Raw genomic sequence first — 18,407 nt, forward strand, 5'->3', positions numbered from 1 at the left:
GGAACACTGTAGCGGGCTCCGCGCTTGAGCCCAGAGACGCCGAGGGACTCGTGCCGCCCATAGCCAGCACCGTACGCCGAACCGCCCTGCTCATCACGGGACTTGTCCTCCTGACCGCCTGCGGCGGGGGCGGTAGCACGTCCGACGGCCCGGCGCGTGAGAGCTCCGCCGACGGCTTCCCAGTGACCCTGGAGAACTGTGGTCGCACGGTGACCGTCGACGCGGCCCCGCAGCACGCCGTCTCCCTCAACCAGGGGTCGACGGAGATCCTGCTCTCCCTGGGCCTCGCCGACCGGCTCGCCGGTACCGCGACCTGGACGGACCCGGTGATGAAGGGACTGGAGAAGGACGAAGCCGCGGTGCCCCGCATCGCGGAGAACCAGCCCTCCTCCGAGAAGGTCCTCGCGGAGGAACCCGACTTCGTCAGCGCGTCCTTCGAATCCACCCTCGGCAAGGGCGGTGTGGCGTCCCGCGACCAGTTCGAGAAGCTGGGCGTACCGACGTACCTCTCACCCACCGACTGCGCGGGCAAGGACAACGCGGGCAGCAGCGACGGCTCGCGCACCGCGCCACTGACCATGGACGGCGTCTACGGCGAAGTGCGTGACCTGGCCAAGGTGTTCGGCGTCCCGGAGCGGGGCGAGAAGCTGATCAGCAGTCTCCGGGAACGGATCGACGAGGCGACCGCCGAGGTCGACGCCTCCGACGCCACCCTGCTCTACTGGTTCGCCAACGCCGAGGCCCCCTACCTGGCGGGCTGCTGCGGCGCTCCCGGCATCATCACCGAGGAGCTCGGCGCGAAGAACGTCTTCGACGACACGCACGAGGAATGGCCCCAGATCAACTGGGAGACCGTCGCCGACCGCGACCCCGACGTCCTGGTGATCGGTGACCTGACCCGCAAGTCGCAGACGGCCGAGAGCGCGAAGAAGAAGATCGAGTTCCTGGAGTCCAACCCCGCCACGAAGAACCTGGACGCCGTCCGCCACAAGCGGTACGTCCTGCTCAGCGGCCAGGCCATGAACCCGACCATCCGGACCGTGGAAGGTGTCGAGCGCGTCGCGGCGGGGCTGCGCTCGTTCGGGCTCGCGGGGTGACGAGGACCGAACCCGCCGCGGACCCGGAGACGGGGGTGACGAGGACCGGACCCGCCCCGGACGCGCAGGTGCACTCGCCTCCTCCGGCGGGGACCGTCTCCGGAGCACGGATCCTGCGCGACGGTCTCCTGTGGAGCGCCGGGATCGCCCTGCTGCTCCTGTCCGTCGCGGTGGCCGTCACGATTGGCCCCGCCCGGATCTCCGTCCCGGACGTCTGGTCCGTCGTGGCCTCGCACCTCGGCCTGGGCGAAGGACGGCTGACGCCGATCCGGGACGGCATCATCTGGAACCTGCGCATGCCCCGCACCCTGCTCGCCGCGGTGTGCGGGGCCGGACTCGCGGTGTGCGGCACCGTGATGCAGTCGCTGCTGCGTAACCCGCTCGCCGACCCCTTCGTCCTCGGCGTCTCCTCGGGCGCGTCCACCGGGGCGGTCGTGGTCGTCGTCCTGGGCGTCGGCGGGGGAGCGGTGTCGATCTCCGGCGGTGCCTTCGTCGGGGCCCTGTGCTCGTTCGCCCTCGTGCTGCTGCTCAGCCACACACTGGGCGGGTCCACGGACCGCGTCGTGCTCTCCGGGGTCGCGGCCATGCAGCTTTTTTCCGCGCTCACCTCGTTCGTCGTGATGACCGCCGCCGACGCCGAACAGACCCGGGGCGTGCTCTTCTGGCTCCTCGGCTCGCTGAGCGGCGTCGGATGGGGCGACGTGTGGACGTGCTCCGCCGTGCTGGCCGTGACCCTGCTGATCTGCCTCGGCCACGCCCGTACCCTCGACGCGTTCGCCTTCGGCCAGGACGCCGCGGCCGCCCTCGGCGTGCACGTGGCCCGCACCAGGATCGTGCTGCTCTGCGCGACGGCGCTGCTGACCGCCGCCCTCGTCAGCTCGGCGGGCGCGATCGGGTTCGTCGGTCTCGTCCTGCCGCACGCCGCCCGGGCGCTGACCGGCTCGGGACACCGGAGACTGCTGCCGGTGACCGCGCTCGCCGGCGCGGTGTTCCTGGTCTGGGTCGACACCCTGGCCAGGACCGTCCTCGACCCCCAGGAGGTCCCGGTCGGGGTGGTCACCTCCCTCATCGGTGTGCCCGTGTTCGTCCTGATCCTCCACCGCACCCGGAGAAGCGCATGACCCCCGACAAGCGCGGGACAGGCACCCCGGGCGACGGCCTGCGGGCCGAACGGATCACCCGGGAGGCCGGCGGGCGGATCGTCCTCGACGGGGTGAGCATCGCGCCGCCGTCCGGCGCCACGGTCGGCCTCCTGGGACCGAACGGCTCCGGCAAGACCACCCTGCTGCGGGTGATGGCCGGCGTCCTCACCCCCGGGTCGGGAGTCGTGACCCTCGACGGGCGCACGCTCGCCGAGACCGGACGGCGGGCCGTGGCCCGACGTGTGGCCGTCGTCGACCAGCACGCGGACACCCTGGTCGACCTGAGCGTCCTGGACGTCGTACGGCTCGGCCGCATCCCGCACCGGCGCGCCTGGTCCGCGTCCGGCCCCGAGGACGAGGCCGCCGTGCACGAGGCCTTGGCGCGCACCGGACTCGCCGGCCGCGCCACGCAGTCCTGGCACACCCTGTCCGGGGGTGAGCGCCAGCGGGTCCAGATCGCCCGGGCCCTCGCCCAGCAGCCGCGGGAACTCCTGCTGGACGAACCCACCAACCATCTGGACATCCAGCACCAGCTGGAGCTGCTGTCCCTGGTCGCCGCGCTGCCCGTGACCGCGGTGGTCGCGCTGCACGACCTCAACCTGGCCGCGATGTTCTGCGACCGGGTCACCGTCATGAAGGACGGCCGGGTGGTGGCCGGCGGGACTCCCTCGGAGGTGATCACCGAGGAACTCATCGCCGACGTCTACCGGGTGCGTGCGGTGGTCACACCCGAGGGCCCGGACGGCCGCCCTTCGGTGCGCTTCCTGCCGGGGAGAGCCGTACCCGCACGCCTCGGTCACGACGAGAGGGCGGGCCCGTGAACCACCCGGGTCCGCCCCTCGCTGGTGTCGCGCGGCCTTTCGCCGCTGTGTGAGGGGTCAGGTCAGCGACGACGTCCCTGGCCGTACTCGCCGCCCATGTCCTTGTCGCTGCCCATGTCCTTGCCGTCCGCGTAGTCGATCTTCTCCTTGCGGAGCTCCGCGGACACTTCCTTCTGCTCGGTGACCTTGCTGGTCTCGAGACGGACCCGTTCCACGGGGACCGCCTCCTTGCGGACGGTGGCTCGTTCGGCGTGCAGGGTGACTTCGACGTCCTGTTCGCCGAGTTCGCTCCGCCCCTTCACGGCTCCCTTCTCACCAGGCTGCAGAGGCTCGCGCACCACGCGTACCTCCTCGTGCGACACCGGCACGGTCCGTGTGACGTTCTCCGTCACGACGTACTTGTGCAGGCGTGCCTTCCCGCTCTCGTACTCCTCCGTACCGACCTGGAGCTGCTCCTCGGACCGGACCATCTCCTCCCGGCCGGTGCCGGCGGCGGACCGCTCGGCTCCGGCACCCGCGAGCGGGCGCGACGTGGAGGAGGTCTCCGTGTCCCGGTGCCTGCCCATGCCGGCACCGGTGGTGCCCATGCCGGCGGTGGTGGTACCGGTGTCCTTCGCGCGTCCGGTGCGGGCGGTGCCTGCCGCACCGGCCGCCCCTGCCGCACCCGCGGCACCCATGGCTCCCGTTCCGGTCCCGGACGTCGTGCGAGCGTCACCGCCCGCACCGGCCGTGCCCTTCCTGGTCATGCCGTAGTGCCGGTAGAGCTCCTGTTCCTCCGATACGGAGAGGTGCGCGTCGGCGTCCACCCGGGGAGCTTCCTTGACGCGCTCCTTCGGATGCGAGACGTGCAGGTCGGAACCCACCCGGCGGGCTCCCGCAAGCGGCACGAAGCTCTCCTTCATGCCGAACATGCCGGTCTTCACCGTGATCCAGTCGGGCTTGCCGGTGTCGTCGTCGACGTACACCCGCCCCACGGTGCCGACCTTCTCCCCATCGCTGTCGTAGACGGTCAGACCGTCGAGTTCTCCGGAATCCGTGAAACCGTCAGCGGCTCCCATGGCCGATTCCTCCTCGCCCGGGCGCGTCCTGCGGTCGGGTCCAGCAGGGAAGGCGCGTCCGGCTTCCATCGCGCCTCACCCGGTTGGACGCTGCAACTTCCCGGCCTGGACGCCGAGCGGCCAGGACCACCGGGGAGGGGCGGTGGCCCCGTTCCACGGGGATATCGGACCGCCACATGCATTACGCCATTCGGGTGAGCGGCCTCCTGGGTGCGCCGGAGGTGCGGCTCCGGCCCGGCCGTATGATCGACGCGCCTGCGCCGATCGTCGGCGGGCCCGGCAGGGGGAGCGTCATGGGATCCGTGGGCACCCGCCTGCCCTCGCAGCGCGGAGAGCTTCTGGCCAGGCAGGAGGACGGCCTCGGACTGCACCACCTCGTGTGGCGGCTCGGACCCGGCTGGCGGGTCTGCAGCAGCGCCGTGCTCGGCGGTGGGATCGGGCCGCGCGCCTGGATCCTGAACGCCCAGGTGCCTGGTGGCTACCCGCGGCTCGACCCCGACCGCCACCTCGCGGAGATCGCGGCGGCCGAGGCGCTCGACGGCCCGGGGGCGGGGCTGATGACCGCCGCCGACGTCACGGAGTACACCGCCGCCGACGACGGCGGGGTGACAGCGACCGTCACCAGCGGCCTCGGCGTACGGGGATGGGCCGCCGTCCCGGCCGAGGGCTCCGGCCTCCCGCTGCCGCCCGGCACGGTCAACATCGTCGTCACCCTCCCCGTCGCGCTCTCGGACGCGGCCCTGGTGAACGCGGTGGCCACCGCCACCGAGGCGAAGGTCCAGGCGCTGCTCGACGCCGGACTCGACTGCTCAGGCACGCCGACGGACGCCGTGTGCGTCGCCGCACCGGACCCGGCGGGAGATCCGGGCGAACCGTTCGCCGGACCACGTTCGGTCTGGGGCGCACGACTCGCCAGAGCCGTGCACCGTGCCGTGCTGGAGAGCGCGCTGCGGCAGTCTTGAGGCACACCGGTCCCGGGACCGCGCCGCACCGATGAAGGGAACCCTCCCCATGACCACCGCAACTTCCGCCCAGGGCACACCGACCGTCGCGGTCCTGGGCACCGGGATCATGGGATCCGGGATGGCCCGCAGCCTCCTCAGGGACCGGCTGCCCGTCCGGGCCTGGAACCGCACACGGTCCAGGGCCGAGCCGCTGGCCGCACACGGCGCCACGGTGACGGACACCGCCGAGGAAGCGGTACGCGGGGCCGACGTGGTCCTCACCGCCCTGAACGACGGCCCGTCGGTGGCGGAGACCCTCACCGCCGCTGCGCCCGGTCTGCGCCCGGGGCAGGTATGGCTGCAGAGCTCCACCGTCGGCCTCGACGCCACGACCGACCTCGCCCACCGGGCCGCAGGGCTGGGGCTGGTCTACCTCGACGCCCCGGTGTCCGGCACGAAGCAGCCCGCGGAACAGGGCGCGCTCACCGTGTTCGTCTCCGGCCCGTCCGGTGCCCGCGCGACCGCGCAGCCCGTCCTGGAGGCGATCGGGCAGCGCACCGTGTGGGTCGGTGAGGAACCGGGCGCCGCCACCCGGCTCAAGCTCGTCGCCAACACCTGGGTCATCAACCTCGTCAACAGTGTGGCGGAGTGCCTCAATCTCGCCGAAGGACTCGGCCTCGACCCGCAGCTCTTCCTGGACGCGATGAAGGGCGGGCCGCTGGACACCCCGTACCTCCAGGGCAAGTCCGCGGCGGTGCTCTCCGGAGACCTCAGCCCGAGCTTCGCGCTCTCCACCGCGCTCAAGGACTCCCGGCTGATCCTCGACGCGGCCGAGGCGGCCGGGGTGACGCTCGACCTGGTCGCAGCCTCCGCCGAGCGGTTCACCCGGGCGGAGGCTGCCGGGCACGGCGGCCAGGACATGATCGCCACCTATTACGCGGGCCGCCCCGGGGGGCGTGAGGCCGCCAAGAACCGGCCCAGCGACGAGATGTGAAGCGATGACACTGCATTCCGACGTCGCCGAGCTGCTGGCGGGGGCCGGCATCGGCGACGTGGACGTGGACGACGCCGTCGCGGACGAGCATGTCCGATCGTCCGCCTACCAGCGCGTCGTCCTGGTGGCCGCTTCCTCGCGGAGCCGCCACCGGGACCGCGCGATGGTGGCCATGATCCTGCGGGACCCCAGCGAACTGGGCTCCAAGACGGCGGTGGTCGCACTCCTGGACATGATCGCGGCGAAGGCCACGGGGCCTGCCGAGTTCCGGCAGTGGTCGGCCGGACTGCTGCCGGAGATCGGCCGGCTCAGGACGGAGGAGTACCGCGAGTTCCTGCACCGCCGCATCCAGGACTGGCTGTTCCACCTGTCCGTCAAGGACGGTCACGTGCCCGCACCGGCCGAGTTGGCGAATGTCACGGACTGGATGCAGCGCGTTGTCGCCGAGGAGTCGACGTCGCCGGACGTACTCGACCTGCTCGCCGGGTCGGGCAGTAGCAAGAAGATCCGAAACATCGCGAAGAACCGAGCCGGAACCCGCAAGCCGAGAGCGAAATGAGTCCGTGGACACGGACCTACCGCTACGCACGGACGGCGGGCGGGGCGGGACGCCGTAAGCGTCCCGCCCCGCCCGCCGTCCACAAGGCGCCGGATCAGACGCGGCGATGGCGGCCGTAGTACTCGCCGGTCGTGCGATGGAAGTCCGCGTCGCCGATGTGCTTTTCCTTGTCGAACTCCGGGGAGTCCTTGATCTGGTCCTTGGTGAGGTCGACGTGGACCTTCCTGTCGTCGGTGTCGATCCGGCTCACCGTGCCCGCCGGAAGCAGGACGTGCTTGCCGAAGATCCATACACCGGTGTCGACCACCAGATAGGAGGAGGTGACGTCGTCGGAGTGCTTGTCGACCTTGCCGATGCTCCCGTCCGTCGCCTCGACCTTGTAACCGATCAGGTCGGTTCCGGCGGTGTGGCCCACGCTCGGCTGGTAACCCCACAGGTTCTCGCTCATGGAAAACTCCTTCGTCCGCATGGAAAGAAATGACGTATTCAGAACGGTCTCCAGGCGGGCGCCGACACCGGTCAGCTCTGCCGTCCGGGCGGGCTGCCCTTTCCCTCAGCAACCGCTGACAGCCTGGTGCCCCACGTCTTCCGGCGTATGTCCGTGAAATCAGTTGTTTTTCGACCTGATGAGAGGGAACGCGTGTTGCCTGTGCAGTGTGCCTGACGGAGCGGTTCGGCGTGACTGTCGCCGACAAGGCCGCATTCGGTGAGGGCTCCAGCCCTTAGGCGTGAGGCAGGCCGAGAGCGGATATCAACAGCGCTTCTGTGAATACGGGTCGGTAGGCCGAGCACCCTGCTCAACGGCACGTCAGCCGTGTGCGTCCCGGCTTCGTTCTCCCGCTGCCCACATCAACCCGTTGACGGTCACGCCGAGAGCGTTCGACGGAGGGCCTCCCGAGGGGCAACGGGGGCACCCTTATTTCACGACCAGACGAGTCGCCCTCGGGCGACCTCGCAGACCGGATGCCTTCCATCGGCGATCTGCGTCAGTGTCTCCGTCACGGAGTCGAAATAGTTGTCCAGCGATTCGTACTCGCCCGTGACCGTGATCTCACCTACGAACCAGCTGCCGATACGCCCGTCCCGCGCGTCGACGAATTTTCCCGTCCAGCCGTCCTGGTCCGAAAGGAAAGGGATCCACTCATTACGCCAGAACGGATTGTCCGGCTGGTCCGGAGGGTCGAATCCACCGGGCCTGGAGCGGTTCGTGTAGAGGTTCTCCATCGCCCGGACGCCCAGAAAGAAGCTTCCCTCGTCCGGGAACCCGGCGAAGCCGCAGCATGCGACATCGTCGTCCACGTCTTCCTCGGGAAGATCCAGATTGTTCCGCAGCAGCCACGCCCGCAGATCATGGGGGAGGGCGATGCCCATTCGTCCCTCGGCGGCCGCGAGCATCTGTTCCGTGGCGGGCCCGGGCAGATCCGCGTGATCGGCCGGGGCGTGCTGCCGAAGAAGGTTCATCACACGTGACCAGCTGTCCACCGCACCCATGTCCCTTCGTCACCTCTGCCCTCTCCGGGCGGGTTCCCCCCATATGTGGGGTGCAGTTCGGAGCGTCGAAACCGGGCGCCGTGATCCCGAAGCCCGGGCACGGGAAGCCACGTTGCCGAGTGCCGGCCGAGAAGCTCGCACGGATGGTACTCCGAGCCGGCCTGCCGCGCCGAGCCCCACCCACGCGGGCGCCCGGCGCCTTCCGGCCCGAAGCGCGGGGTCGGCCGGAAGGCGAGGTGACCGCCGGCCGACTCCTCACGAGAACGAGGCCGCTGTGCCCCGGCAGACACGGCCTGATCCGGGCGGGAGACGTCCCAGCCGCTCAGATCACGGTCACCGGATGTCTCACCACCGCGTCGAAGAGGTAGCCCTGTGTGTTGTGGGCGGTCACCGCCGGCTGGGTGCGGCCCGAGCGGTCCGTCGCCCGGGCGAGCAGTACGCCAGGGCCCGTCTTCCTCGGGACCCAGTCGGCGCTCCACCGGACCCAGCTCCCCGGCCTGGACTCGTCACGCAGCCGCGCCGGCCGCCACCGGGTGCCCCCGTCGGTGCTGACCTCGACCGAGCGCACCGGCGCGCCACCGGACCAGGAACGGCCGGTGAGCAGATGCCTGCGGTGGGCGGCGAACGAGGCATCCTGCGCGAGCTCGAAGGCGCTCTTGAGCGTCTGACGGGCCAGCGGAGCGCTGCCCTCGGCCGGGTATCCGGGGCCGAAGAGCCGGTACAGGCCCGTGTTCCACGGGCTCAGCAGTGGTTGTGCGCTCACTTCGATGTCGCCCACCCACTTGATGTTCGCGATGCCCACCCAGGACGGCACGATCAGCCGGACCGGGGCCCCGTGGTCCGGAGGCAGCGGCTCACCGTTCATCTCGTACGCGAGCAGTACGTCGTCCAGTGCCTTCGCCACCGGCAGGGGCCGGCGCACCCTGCCCAGGTTCGTCCCGTCGCTGACGACCTCCGCGTCCAGGCCGCGCGGCAGCACGTCGACCGCGTGTCCGCCGATGCCCGCACGGCGCAGCACCTCGGCCAGCCGCACCCCGCGCCAGCGTGCCGTTCCGATCGCGCCCAGGGTCCACGCCGTGCCGCTTACCTGCTGGCCCTGCTGCGAGTTGAAGAAGCTCCGGCCGTTGCCCGCGCACTCGACGAAAGCGGTGCGGGTGACCGCCGGCAGCCCACGCAGCGCCTCGTACGAGAAGTCCACGGGGCCGCCGGTCAGCCCGTCGCCCCAGACCGTCAGTCTCCAGTCCGCCTCCTCGATGACCGGTGTGGTGGTGTGGTTGCGGACGAAGAAACGGTCGGCGGGCGTGAGCAGCCCGGTGTCCCGCAGTGCCGCGAAGTTCGTCTCGGCGTTGGTGCCGCGCACCGTGAACAGCTCCGGAGGCAGGGGTTTCACCACCCCCGCGAGCGCCTGCGCGGCGCGGGCCGGGGACGCGGCGGCCGGGACCAGCGGGGCCGCGACCGAGGCCGCCGCGACGAGCTTCAGCAGATCACGGCGGTCGATCCCCGCCGATCTCGCGCGGCCACGGGTCCACTGGTGAAGCCGCGTCCGGTCGTAGGAGGCTTCGGACGGTGGTACGGAACTCATGGACACTCCAGAGGAAGAGGTCTGCGGTCGGTGCCGGGCGGACCAGGCCGGTGGGGCGGGGGCAACAACTCCCTCACCAGAGCCCCCACCTGCTCGGTCTCGATGAGGAAACCGTCGTGCCCGTAAGGGGATTCGATGACCCGGAGGTGGTCGGCGCCGGGCAGCAGCGCTGCTGCCTCCGCCTGCTGTGCCGGTGGGTAGAGCCGGTCCGAGTCGATGCCGGCGATCAGCGCCGGCATGCCCGCCCGGCGCAGCGCCCGCGCCGTTCCGCCGCGCCCCCGGCCCACGTCGTGGGCGTTCATCGCTTGCGTGAGCACCACATAACTGCCCGCGTCGAATCGGCGCACCAGCTTGTCCGCGTGGTGGTCCAGGTAGGACTCCACCTGGTAGCGCCCGCCCCGTGCGGGCAGTTCACCGGGCTGCGCCCGCCGGCCGAAGCGTGTGTCCAGCTCCGCCTCGCTCCGGTAGGTGACATGGGCGATCCGCCGGGCGAGCCCGAGCCCCCGGTGCGGGCCCGAGCCGGGCGGTGCGTCGTGGTACCGGCCGCCCTGCCAGCCCGGGTCGTTCCGGATCGCGGCGATCTGCATGCTGCCCCAGGCGATCTGCTCGGCCGTCGACGCTGCGGGAGCGGCGAGCACCAGCAGCGATCCCGTACGGCCCGGCCGGCTCACCGCCCATTCGAGCGCCCGCATCCCGCCCATCGACCCACCGATCACCGCGGCCCACCGCCCGATGCCCAGGCAATCGGCGAGCCGCGCCTCCGCCGCCACCTGGTCACGCACCGTCAGGCGCGGGAACGCGGCACCCCAGCGGGTGCCGTCGGACCGCCGTGACGACGGGCCCGTGCTGCCCTGGCAGCCGCCCAGCACATTCGGCGCGACGACGAACCAGCGATCGGTGTCCAGCGCCCGGCCGGGGCCGATCAGCGCGTCCCACCAGCCGGCCGACGGATGTCCCGGTCCGGCCGGGCCCGCCGCGTGGCTGTCCCCGGTCAGCGCGTGCAGGACCAGAACCGCGTTGGCGCCGTCCGGCGCGAGGTGGCCCCACGTCTCGTACGCCAGCCGCACATCCGGCAGATCCGTCCCGGACTCCAGCCCGAACGGGCCGTCGAACGCCGCCCACGAACGGCGGCCGGGCGGGTCCCCCTCCCGTCGGCCTCCGGCAGCCGGCGGGAGGGGTAGCGCGGGGGACGTGGTGCCCCGGTTCAGGACGCCGCCTTCGCGGCGCGGAACCCTGCCTCCAGATCGGCCTTGAGATCGTCCACGTTCTCCAGGCCCACCGAAAGGCGCACCAGCCCCGCCGTCGCGCCCGTCGCGGCGAGCTCCTCCTCGGTCAGCTGGCTGTGCGTCGTCGACGCCGGGTGGATGATCAGGCTTCGCACGTCACCGATGTTGGCGAGGTGGCTGAACAGCTCGACCGCGTCGACGAACCGCTTGCCGGCCTCCACCCCGTCCCGCAGCTCGAAGGCGAGCACCGCGCCGGCTCCGCGCGGCAGGTAGCGCCGGCCGGCGTCGTACCAGGGGCTGGACTCGAGGCCGGCGTAGTGCACCGCCGACACCTCGTCGCGGCCCTCCAGCCAGCGTGCCAGCGCCAGCGCGTTGGAGGTGTGCCGCTCCAGACGCAGGCTGAGCGTCTCCACACCCTGGAGGAGCAGGAAGGCCGAGTGCGGCGAGAGCGCGGGTCCGAGGTCGCGCAGCAGCTGGACGCGCAGTTTCGCGGCGAAGGCTCCGTGCCCCAGATCCGGCCAGTACCGCAGCCCGTGATAGCTGGGGTCGGGCGTGTGGAAGTCCGCGAACCGCTCTGCGTGCGCTCCGAAGTCGAAGGTGCCGCCGTCCACGACGACACCCCCGATGGTGGTGCCGTGACCGCCGAGGAACTTCGTCGCGGAGTGGACCACGATGTCGGCGCCGTGCTCCAGAGGCCGCAGGAGATAGGGCGTGGGCACCGTGTTGTCCACGACGAGGGGAACCCCCGCCTCGTGCGCCACGTCCGCCACGCTCCGGATGTCGAGCACGTCGCCCCGCGGATTGCCGAGCGTCTCGGCGAACAGAGCCTTGGTCTCCGGCCGGACGGCCGCCCGCCAGGCTTCGACGTCGTCGGGGTCCTCCACGAACGAGACCTCGATGCCGAACCGGGGGAGCGTGTGCCGGAACAGGTTGTACGTACCGCCGTAGAGGGAGGCGGAGGAGACCACGTGGTCACCGGCGCCCGCCAGCGTGAGGAGCGCGAGAGTCTCGGCCGCCTGGCCGGAGGCGAGCGCGACGGCGGCCACGCCGCCCTCGAGCGCGGCGACGCGTTGTTCCAGGACGTCCTGCGTGGGGTTGTGGATCCGGGTGTAGATGTTGCCGGGCTCGGCCAGGGAGAAGAGGTCGGCCGCGTGCTGGGTGTCCCTGAAGACGAAGGACGTCGACTGGTAGATCGGCACCGCGCGGGCACCGGTCGTCGGATCCGGCACCGCGCCGGAGTGGATCTGCTTCGTCTCGAAGGACCAGGCGGCCCCGGCGTCCTGCCGGTCGTGGTCCTCAGGCGTGTGCCCCGCGGTGACGGAGTCGACGGGCTGGCTCATGTCATACCTCGCACGGTCGTTCGGAGGATGTCCGCCGTTCGGAGGGAGTCCGCGCGAGCACGGTGGCGTCGCTGCGGCGGCGTACTGGTTACGGACCGTAGAGGCCGTCCACGACGCGATGGAAGCAGGTCGCGCACGTGGCCACGAAGATGCAATGCCGCCGCAACAGACACGCCGGGCCGGCCCCGCGGTTCACGGAGCCGGCCCGGCGTCGGTCGTACGTCAGTCCTGGGTCAACATGCCGCTGCGGAGCTTGCGGAGGATGCGGCTGAGCAGCCTGGAGACGTGCATCTGCGAGATGCCCAGCTCCTCGCCTATGCGGGCCTGCGTCATCTCCTGGCCGAACCGCATGTCGATGATGCGGCGCTCGCGCGCGTCGAGCTCGCCGAGCAGCGGGGCGAGCGTATGGAGGTTCTCCACCGTCTCCATCGCGGGGTCCGGCTCACCCAGTACGTCGGCGTACGTACGCCCGGCCGTCGCGCGGCCCGCGTGGTCCCCGGCATCGGCAGGCATCTCCAGCGAGCCGGCCGTGTAACCGTTGGCGGCGACGATGCCCTCGGTGATCTCCTCCTCCTCGAGACCCAGGTACCCGGCGAGCTCCTGCACCGTGGGGTCCCGGTCGAGGTCCGCCGCCAGTGCCTCCTTGGCCTTCGCGAGGTCCACCCGCAGCTCCTGGAGCCTGCGCGGCACATGGACGGACCACGTGGTGTCCCGGAAGAAACGCTTGATCTCCCCGACGATGTACGGCACGGCGAACGAGGTGAACTCGACCTCGCGGGCGAGGTCGAAGCGGTCGATGGCCTTGATCAGGCCGATGGTGCCGACCTGGACGATGTCCTCCATGTCGCCGCTGCCCCGGTTCCTGAAGCGTCCGGCGGCGAAGCGTACGAGGGACAGGTTCATCTCGATCAGGGTGTTACGGGCGTACTGGTGCTCGGGGGTGCCCTCGTCCAGGGCCTGCAGCCGGTCGAAGAAGAGCCTCGACAGCCTTCGTGCGTCCTGCGGGGCGATCAGCCCGGCGTCCTCGATCCAGGGGAGTCCGCCGGGGGCACATGCTCGTTCCGCGCCGGCGGTTTGTGCAGTGTGCGCGGTCATCCCGTCACGCTCCTCAGATTGTGGGCCTGAGGTGTGGGCGCGTGCCCGAGGGGCTGCAACTCATGCATACAGGGGCTGATTTGAGCCGGGATCGTGCCGGATTCGGCCGAAAATCGCTGAGGTCGTCCTCCGGGGGCGCACCGGGGGAGCCCCTGGACACGAGGAGCGCACAGGACCGCCCCACCGGTACGGGGGAGCCCGGTGGGGCGGCCGTCTCCAGGGTGCCACAGGCCGGGACCTGTTGGGGGCGAATCCCGCGCAGTGGTGCACATTCGCTGCATCCGGCGCGGGTCGTGCCGAGTGCACCGGAGCCCATGCTCCCGTCGTGCCTGGCGCACCGGAGCCCACGCTCCTGGGGGTGAGGCCGTGGCCTGCCGGAACAGGTGCGTGTGCGCTCCGCCGGGTGTCCCCTTGATTGCATGCTCGTGAACAGACGGAAGGCCCGGGAATAGGCGCGGGGTGGCCAGGCCTTCCATCCCTGTCGCCGACCCGCCGATATCAACCGGAGTGAGAGAGTCCATGCCCGACCCCACACCTCATCCACTGGACAATCCCGCGCGCGCCTCGCTCACCGGCCCGCACGCCCACTTCGCCGAGCGCCGCGGTCGCATCCTGCGCTACCTCCCCGACGTCACCCCCTGGCTTGCCCTGCCTGACGAGCCCGACGCCCAGGACTGGGCCGACGTGGCCGCCCTCGCGGGCCCCGGCTCGCCGGTCACGCTCACCGCGTTCCGCGAGCCCCCGCCCGCCGACTGGGAGATCGTCTTCCAGGCCGAAGGTGTCCAGCTGGTCGACGACACCGTGGACGCCGCCCCCGACCCGGAAGCCCAGCTGCTCGGCCCGGCCGACGTCCCGGAGATGCTGGACCTCGTCGAGCGCACCCGCCCGGGCCCGTTCCTGCCACGCACCGTGGAGCTCGGCACCTACCTCGGTATCCGCCGGTCCGGAGTACTCGTCGCGATGGCGGGGGAGCGACTGCACCCGCCGGGCTGGACCGAGATCAGCGGCGTCTGCACCGACGGTTCCGTCCGGGGCCAGGGTCTCGCGTCGAGGCTGGTCAGGGCCGTGGCCCATGGCATCAGGGAGCGGGGCGAGACACCCTTCCTGCACGCCGCGGGGTCGAACACCTCAGCCATCCGGCTCTACGAATCCCTCGGTTTCGCCCTGCGCCGCAGGACCGCCTTCCTGTCGGCGCTGGTCCCGGCGGACGCGGTGCCGGCCGTCGACGCCAGGACCCGGGACCGTGGGACGGGTAGCTTGGAACAAGTGGGGCGATAGGGACGAACAGGCGGGAGGCATGCCGTGGTCATGGGACTCCGGCGCCCGTCCGAGGCGCGTAGGGCGTCGCTGCCCGGCGTGGAGACGGGCGAGGAGTCCGCGGGTGCCTCCCGGATCGGGAACGTGGCGCTCGCCCTGTGGCTCTTCCTCCTCACCGCCGCCGTCGTCGTCCTGGACGCCTTCACCGGCGACGACCTCCCTGTCATCCCGCTCCTGGTCGTGCTGCCCGCGCTGACTTCGGTCTTCTGCTCGGTGCGGCAGACCACCGCCGTGGCGGCATGGGTCACGGCGGTGGTCGTGGCGACCAGGATCCCCGCGACGGGTGCCTTCTGGGACGTGCTCTTCCTCATCGGCTTCACCGCTCTCGCCAGTTCCCTCGGCGTCGTGGCCTGTGCCGCGCGCATCCGGCACGCCACCGAGGTGGCGAGGCTGCGTACGGCGGCCGTCGCCCTCCAGCGGCAGATCCTGCGCCCGCTCCCCATCGTCACGAGCCGGATCTGCGCCCACGGGCTCTACGAACCGATCGAGGAGGACCGCTTCGTCGGGGGTGACATCTACGAGGTCGTGCAGTCGCCGCACGGGACCCGCGTGATCATCGGCGATGTGCAGGGCAAGGGGCTTCCCGCGATCGGAGCAGGTTTCGCGGCACTCGGAGCGTTCCGTGAGGCCGCCGTGCGGGAGTCCGACATCGTCGCGGTGGCCGACTCCGTCGAGGACGCGGTCGCCCGGCACAACGCCTTCACCGCCGAGACCGGAGAGGCCGAGCGCTTCGTCACCGCCCTGGTGCTGGGGTTCGACGGAGGTGACCGGGTGCAGGTCGTCAACTGCGGGCATCTGCCGCCGCGGCTGCTGCACGACGGCCGGGCGTCGGTGGTCACCCTGCACCGGACGTCCGTACCGCTGGGCATGGCCGATCTCAGCGGTGACGCGCGTGCCGCGGAGTGGATCGACTTCCCGCCGGACGCCGCTCTGCTCGTCTGCACCGACGGGGTGACCGAGGCCCGCGACGCCACCGGTGACTTCTACCCCTTCGACGAGCGGCTCGGCCGGTGGGCCGACCGCGACCCGGACCAGGTACTGGAGGCGCTCCAGGCTGACCTCCAAGACTTCGCGGGCGGAGTACGCCGGGACGACGTCGCCGTGCTCGTCCTGAGCCGGCCCTCGGAAGGCTCGAGCGCGGCGGAGCCCGCCGGCGGCGCCGCGACGTGAGGAACAGCGCGCGAAGGGACACCCGCATCGCTCGTGACGGCACGCGGCGCGTCGCGGACACCTGGGCGGGCGCTCCCGCCTGCGGCAGACGCAATATTCTCCCTGCGACCACCTGCCGCGTGGTTAGACTGGCTCCCATGGGTTCGTACTACTTCTTTCTCTGATACGCGGCCAGGACGCCGCCACGCGACGCCGAACGTCGCCGCGTGACCCCCGGGCATGCCCGTGTGCCGCAGTCCTCTCCGTCGTCCGACACCCATGCCCCGCAGCGCGCCCGCGTCCATGACGCCGACGTGCGCGCCGTCGAGGGCCCGTCACTTCAGGGAACGCACCCATGTCTCCTCAGCGCACCCGCGCCCAACTGGCCATGCACGACGTCTCCAAGGCGTACGGCGACCGTTCCGTCCTCGATCAGGTGTCACTCACCGTCCGCCCCGGTGAGAAGGCGGGCGTCATCGGCGAGAACGGCTCCGGGAAGTCCACCCTGCTCCGGCTGATGGCCGGGACCGAGGCCCCGGACGGCGGCGACGTCACCGTCAGCTTCCCGGGCGGCAGCGGCCACCTCGCCCAGACCCTCGCACTCGACCCCCGCAGCACGGTCCAGGACGCCGTCGACGCCGCCCTGGCCGGGCTCCGCGACCTGGAACGCCTGATCCGCGAGACGGAGGAGGCCATGGCCGGCGAGGAACCCACCGACGCGCGGCTCGCGGCGTACGGCGACCTGCTGACGGCGTACGAGGAACGAGGCGGGTACCAGGCGGACGCCAGGACCGACGCCGCGCTGCACGGCCTCGGTCTCGGCCACCTCACCCGCGACCGCGGACTCGGCACCCTGTCCGGCGGGGAGCAGTCCCGGCTGGCCCTGGCCTGCGTGCTGGCCGCGGCGCCCGAACTGCTGCTCCTGGACGAGCCGACCAATCACCTCGACGCAGCCGCCGTCACCTGGCTGGAGGACCATCTCCGCGCCCATCGGGGCACCCTCGTCGCCGTCACCCACGACCGGGCGTTCCTGGAGCGCACCACCACGGTGATCCTGGAGGTCGACCGCGATCTGAGGAGCGTCTTCCGCTACGGCGACGGCTGGGACGGCTACCGCGCCGCGAAGACCGCCGCGCGCCGACGGTGGGCACAGGAGCACCAGGAGTGGCTGGACGACCTGGCACGGACCGGGGAGCTGGTGAGCGCCGCCGGGCAGCGCCTCGCGAGTACCGGGAAGGACCCCCGGCAGGGCTTCGGCAAGCACCGCCGGTCGCACGAGACCAAGCTGTCCGGCCAGGTCCGGTCCGCCAGGGCCCGCCTGGAGGAACTGCGCCGCTCGCCCGTTCCGGAGCCTCCCCGGCCACTGCGCCTCACGGCCGATCTGGCCCTCGCCGGCGAGGCCGGCGGCCCGTCGGGCGGCCGGGGCGGTCATGTCCCCCTGGCCGAGCTGGAATCCGTCCGCGTCGGCGAACGGCTTCACCTGCCCTCCCTGAAGGTCGAGCCCGGCCGGCGGCTCCTGGTCACCGGGCCCAACGGGGCGGGGAAGACCACGCTCCTGCGCGTTCTGGCCGGTGACCTCGCGCCCGACGCGGGAACGGTCCGGCGGCGGGGCAGGATCGGCTACCTCCCGCAGGAACTCCCCGCCCGGCCCACCCGCCGCACGCTGCTCGCCACCTTCGCCGCAGGCCGCCCCGGTCTCCCCGACGAGTACGAGGACGAGCTGCTGGCCCTCGGCCTGTTCCGCCCGGACGACCTGTCAGTGCCCGTGGCGGCCCTCTCCGTCGGGCAGCAGCGCAGACTCGCCCTGGCACGGCTGGTGACCCGTCCGGCGGACCTCCTCATCCTCGACGAGCCGACCAACCACATCGCGCTCGGCCTGGTCGAGGAACTGGAGGCAGCGCTCGACCGGTACGAGGGAGCCGTCGTCGTCGTCTCGCACGACCGGAGTTTCAGGGCCCGCTTCACCGGCGAACGTCTCGGACTCCGGGCCGGCCGCGCCGTGACGGAGAGCTACGCCTCAGAAGGGGCGCGCCCCTCGCGTACGTAGGCACGTAACCGCTCGACGAAGACCCGCTGGCCCGCCACCAGCCGTTCGAGGGACTCGTCCGGCGTGCACCATGCGAACCGGTCCATCTCAGGGAACTCCCGCAGCACGCCGGAGCCCCTCGGCCACTCCATGGTGAAGGTTCCCGGGACCGCCCCGGCAGGGTCCAGCCAGGCCTCCACGGCCCATACGGTGACGATCTTGCCGCCGGACTGACGTGCCTCGCCCAGCGGAACCCAGGCACCGTCGGGCAGGGGCAGCCCGAGCTCCTCCTGGAACTCCCGGCGTGCGGCGGCGGCAGGCTCCTCCTCGGCGGGCTCGTACTCGCCCTTGGGGACCGACCACGCCGCCGCCTCGCGCCCGGCCCAGAACGGCCCGCCCATATGGCCGATCAGCACCTCCGCGTCGGGCCGGCCGTCCTCGTCGGCAACGACCCGGAAGAGCAGGAGACCCGCACTGCGCCTGACAGTCGACATGTCGTCAAGTGTGGCGCGAGGAAGCGTTCCTGTCCCGCTGTCGGGGACCGGTGGAGTCACCCTTCGCCGCGC

The 18,407-nt window shown here is 71.7% G+C and carries 17 protein-coding genes; 9 read left to right on the top strand and 8 right to left on the bottom strand.

Features of this window, described 5'->3' with window-relative positions:
• Nucleotides 1-50 precede the first annotated feature (50 nt).
• The 3 genes from P8A20_RS34585 to P8A20_RS34595 all read left to right on the top strand — a co-directional run bounded on the left by P8A20_RS34585 (nt 51) and on the right by P8A20_RS34595 (nt 3,060).
• The gene (locus tag P8A20_RS34585; RefSeq protein ID WP_147961400.1) at nt 51-1,097 is read left to right on the top strand and encodes an ABC transporter substrate-binding protein; all 1,047 of its coding nucleotides are present in this window, start codon (nt 51-53) and stop codon (nt 1,095-1,097) included.
• Nucleotides 1,098-1,165: 68 nt separating this feature from the next.
• Complete coding sequence (locus tag P8A20_RS34590; RefSeq protein WP_306105232.1) at nt 1,166-2,218, top strand: FecCD family ABC transporter permease; 1,053 nt, start codon at nt 1,166-1,168, stop codon at nt 2,216-2,218.
• Nucleotides 2,215-3,060 (top strand): ABC transporter ATP-binding protein, encoded by an 846-nt coding sequence (locus P8A20_RS34595; protein ID WP_306104924.1) that lies wholly within the window; start codon nt 2,215-2,217, stop codon nt 3,058-3,060. The genes P8A20_RS34590 and P8A20_RS34595 overlap by 4 nt, the downstream gene beginning before the upstream one ends.
• A gap of 62 nt (nt 3,061-3,122) precedes the next feature.
• Here P8A20_RS34595 and P8A20_RS34600 read toward each other — a convergent pair whose 3' ends face one another.
• Nucleotides 3,123-4,118, bottom strand: a complete 996-nt coding sequence (locus P8A20_RS34600; RefSeq protein WP_306104925.1) for a PRC and DUF2382 domain-containing protein — start codon at nt 4,116-4,118, stop codon at nt 3,123-3,125.
• A gap of 242 nt (nt 4,119-4,360) precedes the next feature.
• Here P8A20_RS34600 and P8A20_RS34605 point away from each other — a divergent pair, with 242 nt between their 5' ends.
• From P8A20_RS34605 to P8A20_RS34615, 3 genes are read left to right on the top strand one after another with little or no spacing between them, the layout of a single operon-like run.
• A complete protein-coding gene (locus P8A20_RS34605) occupies nt 4,361-5,080 on the top strand; it encodes an adenosylcobinamide amidohydrolase (RefSeq protein ID WP_306105233.1) in 720 nt (239 codons plus the stop codon).
• 49 nt (nt 5,081-5,129) lie between these two features.
• Nucleotides 5,130-6,056: an NAD(P)-dependent oxidoreductase gene (locus P8A20_RS34610; RefSeq protein WP_306104926.1), complete on the top strand. Its 927-nt coding sequence runs from the start codon at nt 5,130-5,132 to the stop codon at nt 6,054-6,056.
• 4 nt (nt 6,057-6,060) lie between these two features.
• Entirely contained in the window at nt 6,061-6,615 is a 555-nt protein-coding gene (locus P8A20_RS34615; protein WP_147961396.1) for a hypothetical protein, read from the top strand.
• A gap of 94 nt (nt 6,616-6,709) precedes the next feature.
• On the opposite strand, the gene P8A20_RS34620 is transcribed toward P8A20_RS34615, so the two are convergent.
• The 6 genes from P8A20_RS34620 to P8A20_RS34645 form a co-directional block, all read right to left on the bottom strand.
• A complete protein-coding gene (locus tag P8A20_RS34620) occupies nt 6,710-7,063 on the bottom strand; it encodes a PRC-barrel domain-containing protein (RefSeq protein ID WP_147961395.1) in 354 nt (117 codons plus the stop codon).
• A 473-nt stretch (nt 7,064-7,536) separates the two neighbouring features.
• A complete protein-coding gene (locus P8A20_RS34625) occupies nt 7,537-8,106 on the bottom strand; it encodes an SMI1/KNR4 family protein (protein WP_147961394.1) in 570 nt (189 codons plus the stop codon).
• Between the two features lie 322 nt (nt 8,107-8,428).
• The gene (locus tag P8A20_RS34630; protein ID WP_306104927.1) at nt 8,429-9,688 is read right to left on the bottom strand and encodes a sulfite oxidase; all 1,260 of its coding nucleotides are present in this window, start codon (nt 9,686-9,688) and stop codon (nt 8,429-8,431) included.
• The gene (gene metX / locus P8A20_RS34635) at nt 9,685-10,896 is read right to left on the bottom strand and encodes a homoserine O-acetyltransferase MetX (protein WP_147961392.1); all 1,212 of its coding nucleotides are present in this window, start codon (nt 10,894-10,896) and stop codon (nt 9,685-9,687) included. Before metX ends, P8A20_RS34630 begins: the two co-directional genes overlap by 4 nt.
• Complete coding sequence (locus P8A20_RS34640) at nt 10,893-12,254, bottom strand: bifunctional o-acetylhomoserine/o-acetylserine sulfhydrylase (protein ID WP_147961391.1); 1,362 nt, start codon at nt 12,252-12,254, stop codon at nt 10,893-10,895. Before P8A20_RS34640 ends, metX begins: the two co-directional genes overlap by 4 nt.
• 222 nt (nt 12,255-12,476) lie before the next feature.
• A complete protein-coding gene (locus P8A20_RS34645; protein WP_147961390.1) occupies nt 12,477-13,349 on the bottom strand; it encodes a SigB/SigF/SigG family RNA polymerase sigma factor in 873 nt (290 codons plus the stop codon).
• Between the two features lie 519 nt (nt 13,350-13,868).
• Here P8A20_RS34645 and P8A20_RS34650 point away from each other — a divergent pair.
• The 3 genes from P8A20_RS34650 (at nt 13,869) to abc-f (ending at nt 17,862) form a co-directional block, all read left to right on the top strand.
• Entirely contained in the window at nt 13,869-14,627 is a 759-nt protein-coding gene (locus P8A20_RS34650) for a GNAT family N-acetyltransferase (RefSeq protein ID WP_147961389.1), read from the top strand.
• A 24-nt stretch (nt 14,628-14,651) separates the two neighbouring features.
• The gene (locus tag P8A20_RS34655; protein WP_147961388.1) at nt 14,652-15,836 is read left to right on the top strand and encodes a PP2C family protein-serine/threonine phosphatase; all 1,185 of its coding nucleotides are present in this window, start codon (nt 14,652-14,654) and stop codon (nt 15,834-15,836) included.
• Between the two features lie 334 nt (nt 15,837-16,170).
• The gene (abc-f, locus tag P8A20_RS34660) at nt 16,171-17,862 is read left to right on the top strand and encodes a ribosomal protection-like ABC-F family protein (protein ID WP_306104928.1); all 1,692 of its coding nucleotides are present in this window, start codon (nt 16,171-16,173) and stop codon (nt 17,860-17,862) included.
• On the opposite strand, the gene P8A20_RS34665 is transcribed toward abc-f, so the two are convergent.
• Nucleotides 17,826-18,335, bottom strand: coding sequence for an NUDIX hydrolase (locus P8A20_RS34665; RefSeq protein ID WP_147961386.1), 510 nt, complete (start codon nt 18,333-18,335; stop codon nt 17,826-17,828). The genes abc-f and P8A20_RS34665 overlap by 37 nt on opposite strands.
• Between the last annotated feature and the right edge of the window lie 72 nt (nt 18,336-18,407).

The sequence above is a fragment of the Streptomyces sp. Alt3 genome (assembly GCF_030719215.1).
GTDB lineage: Bacteria > Actinomycetota > Actinomycetes > Streptomycetales > Streptomycetaceae > Streptomyces > Streptomyces glycanivorans.

Excerpts from the sequence above, each read along its gene's own strand:
- P8A20_RS34595 (WP_306104924.1), top strand. The coding sequence starts at position 2,215 with ATGACCCCCGACAAGCGCGGGACAGGCACCCCGGGCGACGGCCTGCGG.
- P8A20_RS34600 (WP_306104925.1), bottom strand. The coding sequence starts at position 4,118 with ATGGGAGCCGCTGACGGTTTCACGGATTCCGGAGAACTCGACGGTCTG.
- P8A20_RS34605 (WP_306105233.1), top strand. The coding sequence starts at position 4,361 with ATGATCGACGCGCCTGCGCCGATCGTCGGCGGGCCCGGCAGGGGGAGC.
- P8A20_RS34610 (WP_306104926.1), top strand. The coding sequence starts at position 5,130 with ATGACCACCGCAACTTCCGCCCAGGGCACACCGACCGTCGCGGTCCTG.
- P8A20_RS34615 (WP_147961396.1), top strand. The coding sequence starts at position 6,061 with ATGACACTGCATTCCGACGTCGCCGAGCTGCTGGCGGGGGCCGGCATC.
- P8A20_RS34620 (WP_147961395.1), bottom strand. The coding sequence starts at position 7,063 with ATGAGCGAGAACCTGTGGGGTTACCAGCCGAGCGTGGGCCACACCGCC.
- P8A20_RS34625 (WP_147961394.1), bottom strand. The coding sequence starts at position 8,106 with ATGGGTGCGGTGGACAGCTGGTCACGTGTGATGAACCTTCTTCGGCAG.
- P8A20_RS34630 (WP_306104927.1), bottom strand. The coding sequence starts at position 9,688 with ATGAGTTCCGTACCACCGTCCGAAGCCTCCTACGACCGGACGCGGCTT.
- P8A20_RS34640 (WP_147961391.1), bottom strand. The coding sequence starts at position 12,254 with ATGAGCCAGCCCGTCGACTCCGTCACCGCGGGGCACACGCCTGAGGAC.
- P8A20_RS34645 (WP_147961390.1), bottom strand. The coding sequence starts at position 13,349 with ATGACCGCGCACACTGCACAAACCGCCGGCGCGGAACGAGCATGTGCC.
- P8A20_RS34650 (WP_147961389.1), top strand. The coding sequence starts at position 13,869 with ATGCCCGACCCCACACCTCATCCACTGGACAATCCCGCGCGCGCCTCG.
- abc-f (WP_306104928.1), top strand. The coding sequence starts at position 16,171 with ATGTCTCCTCAGCGCACCCGCGCCCAACTGGCCATGCACGACGTCTCC.
- P8A20_RS34665 (WP_147961386.1), bottom strand. The coding sequence starts at position 18,335 with ATGTCGACTGTCAGGCGCAGTGCGGGTCTCCTGCTCTTCCGGGTCGTT.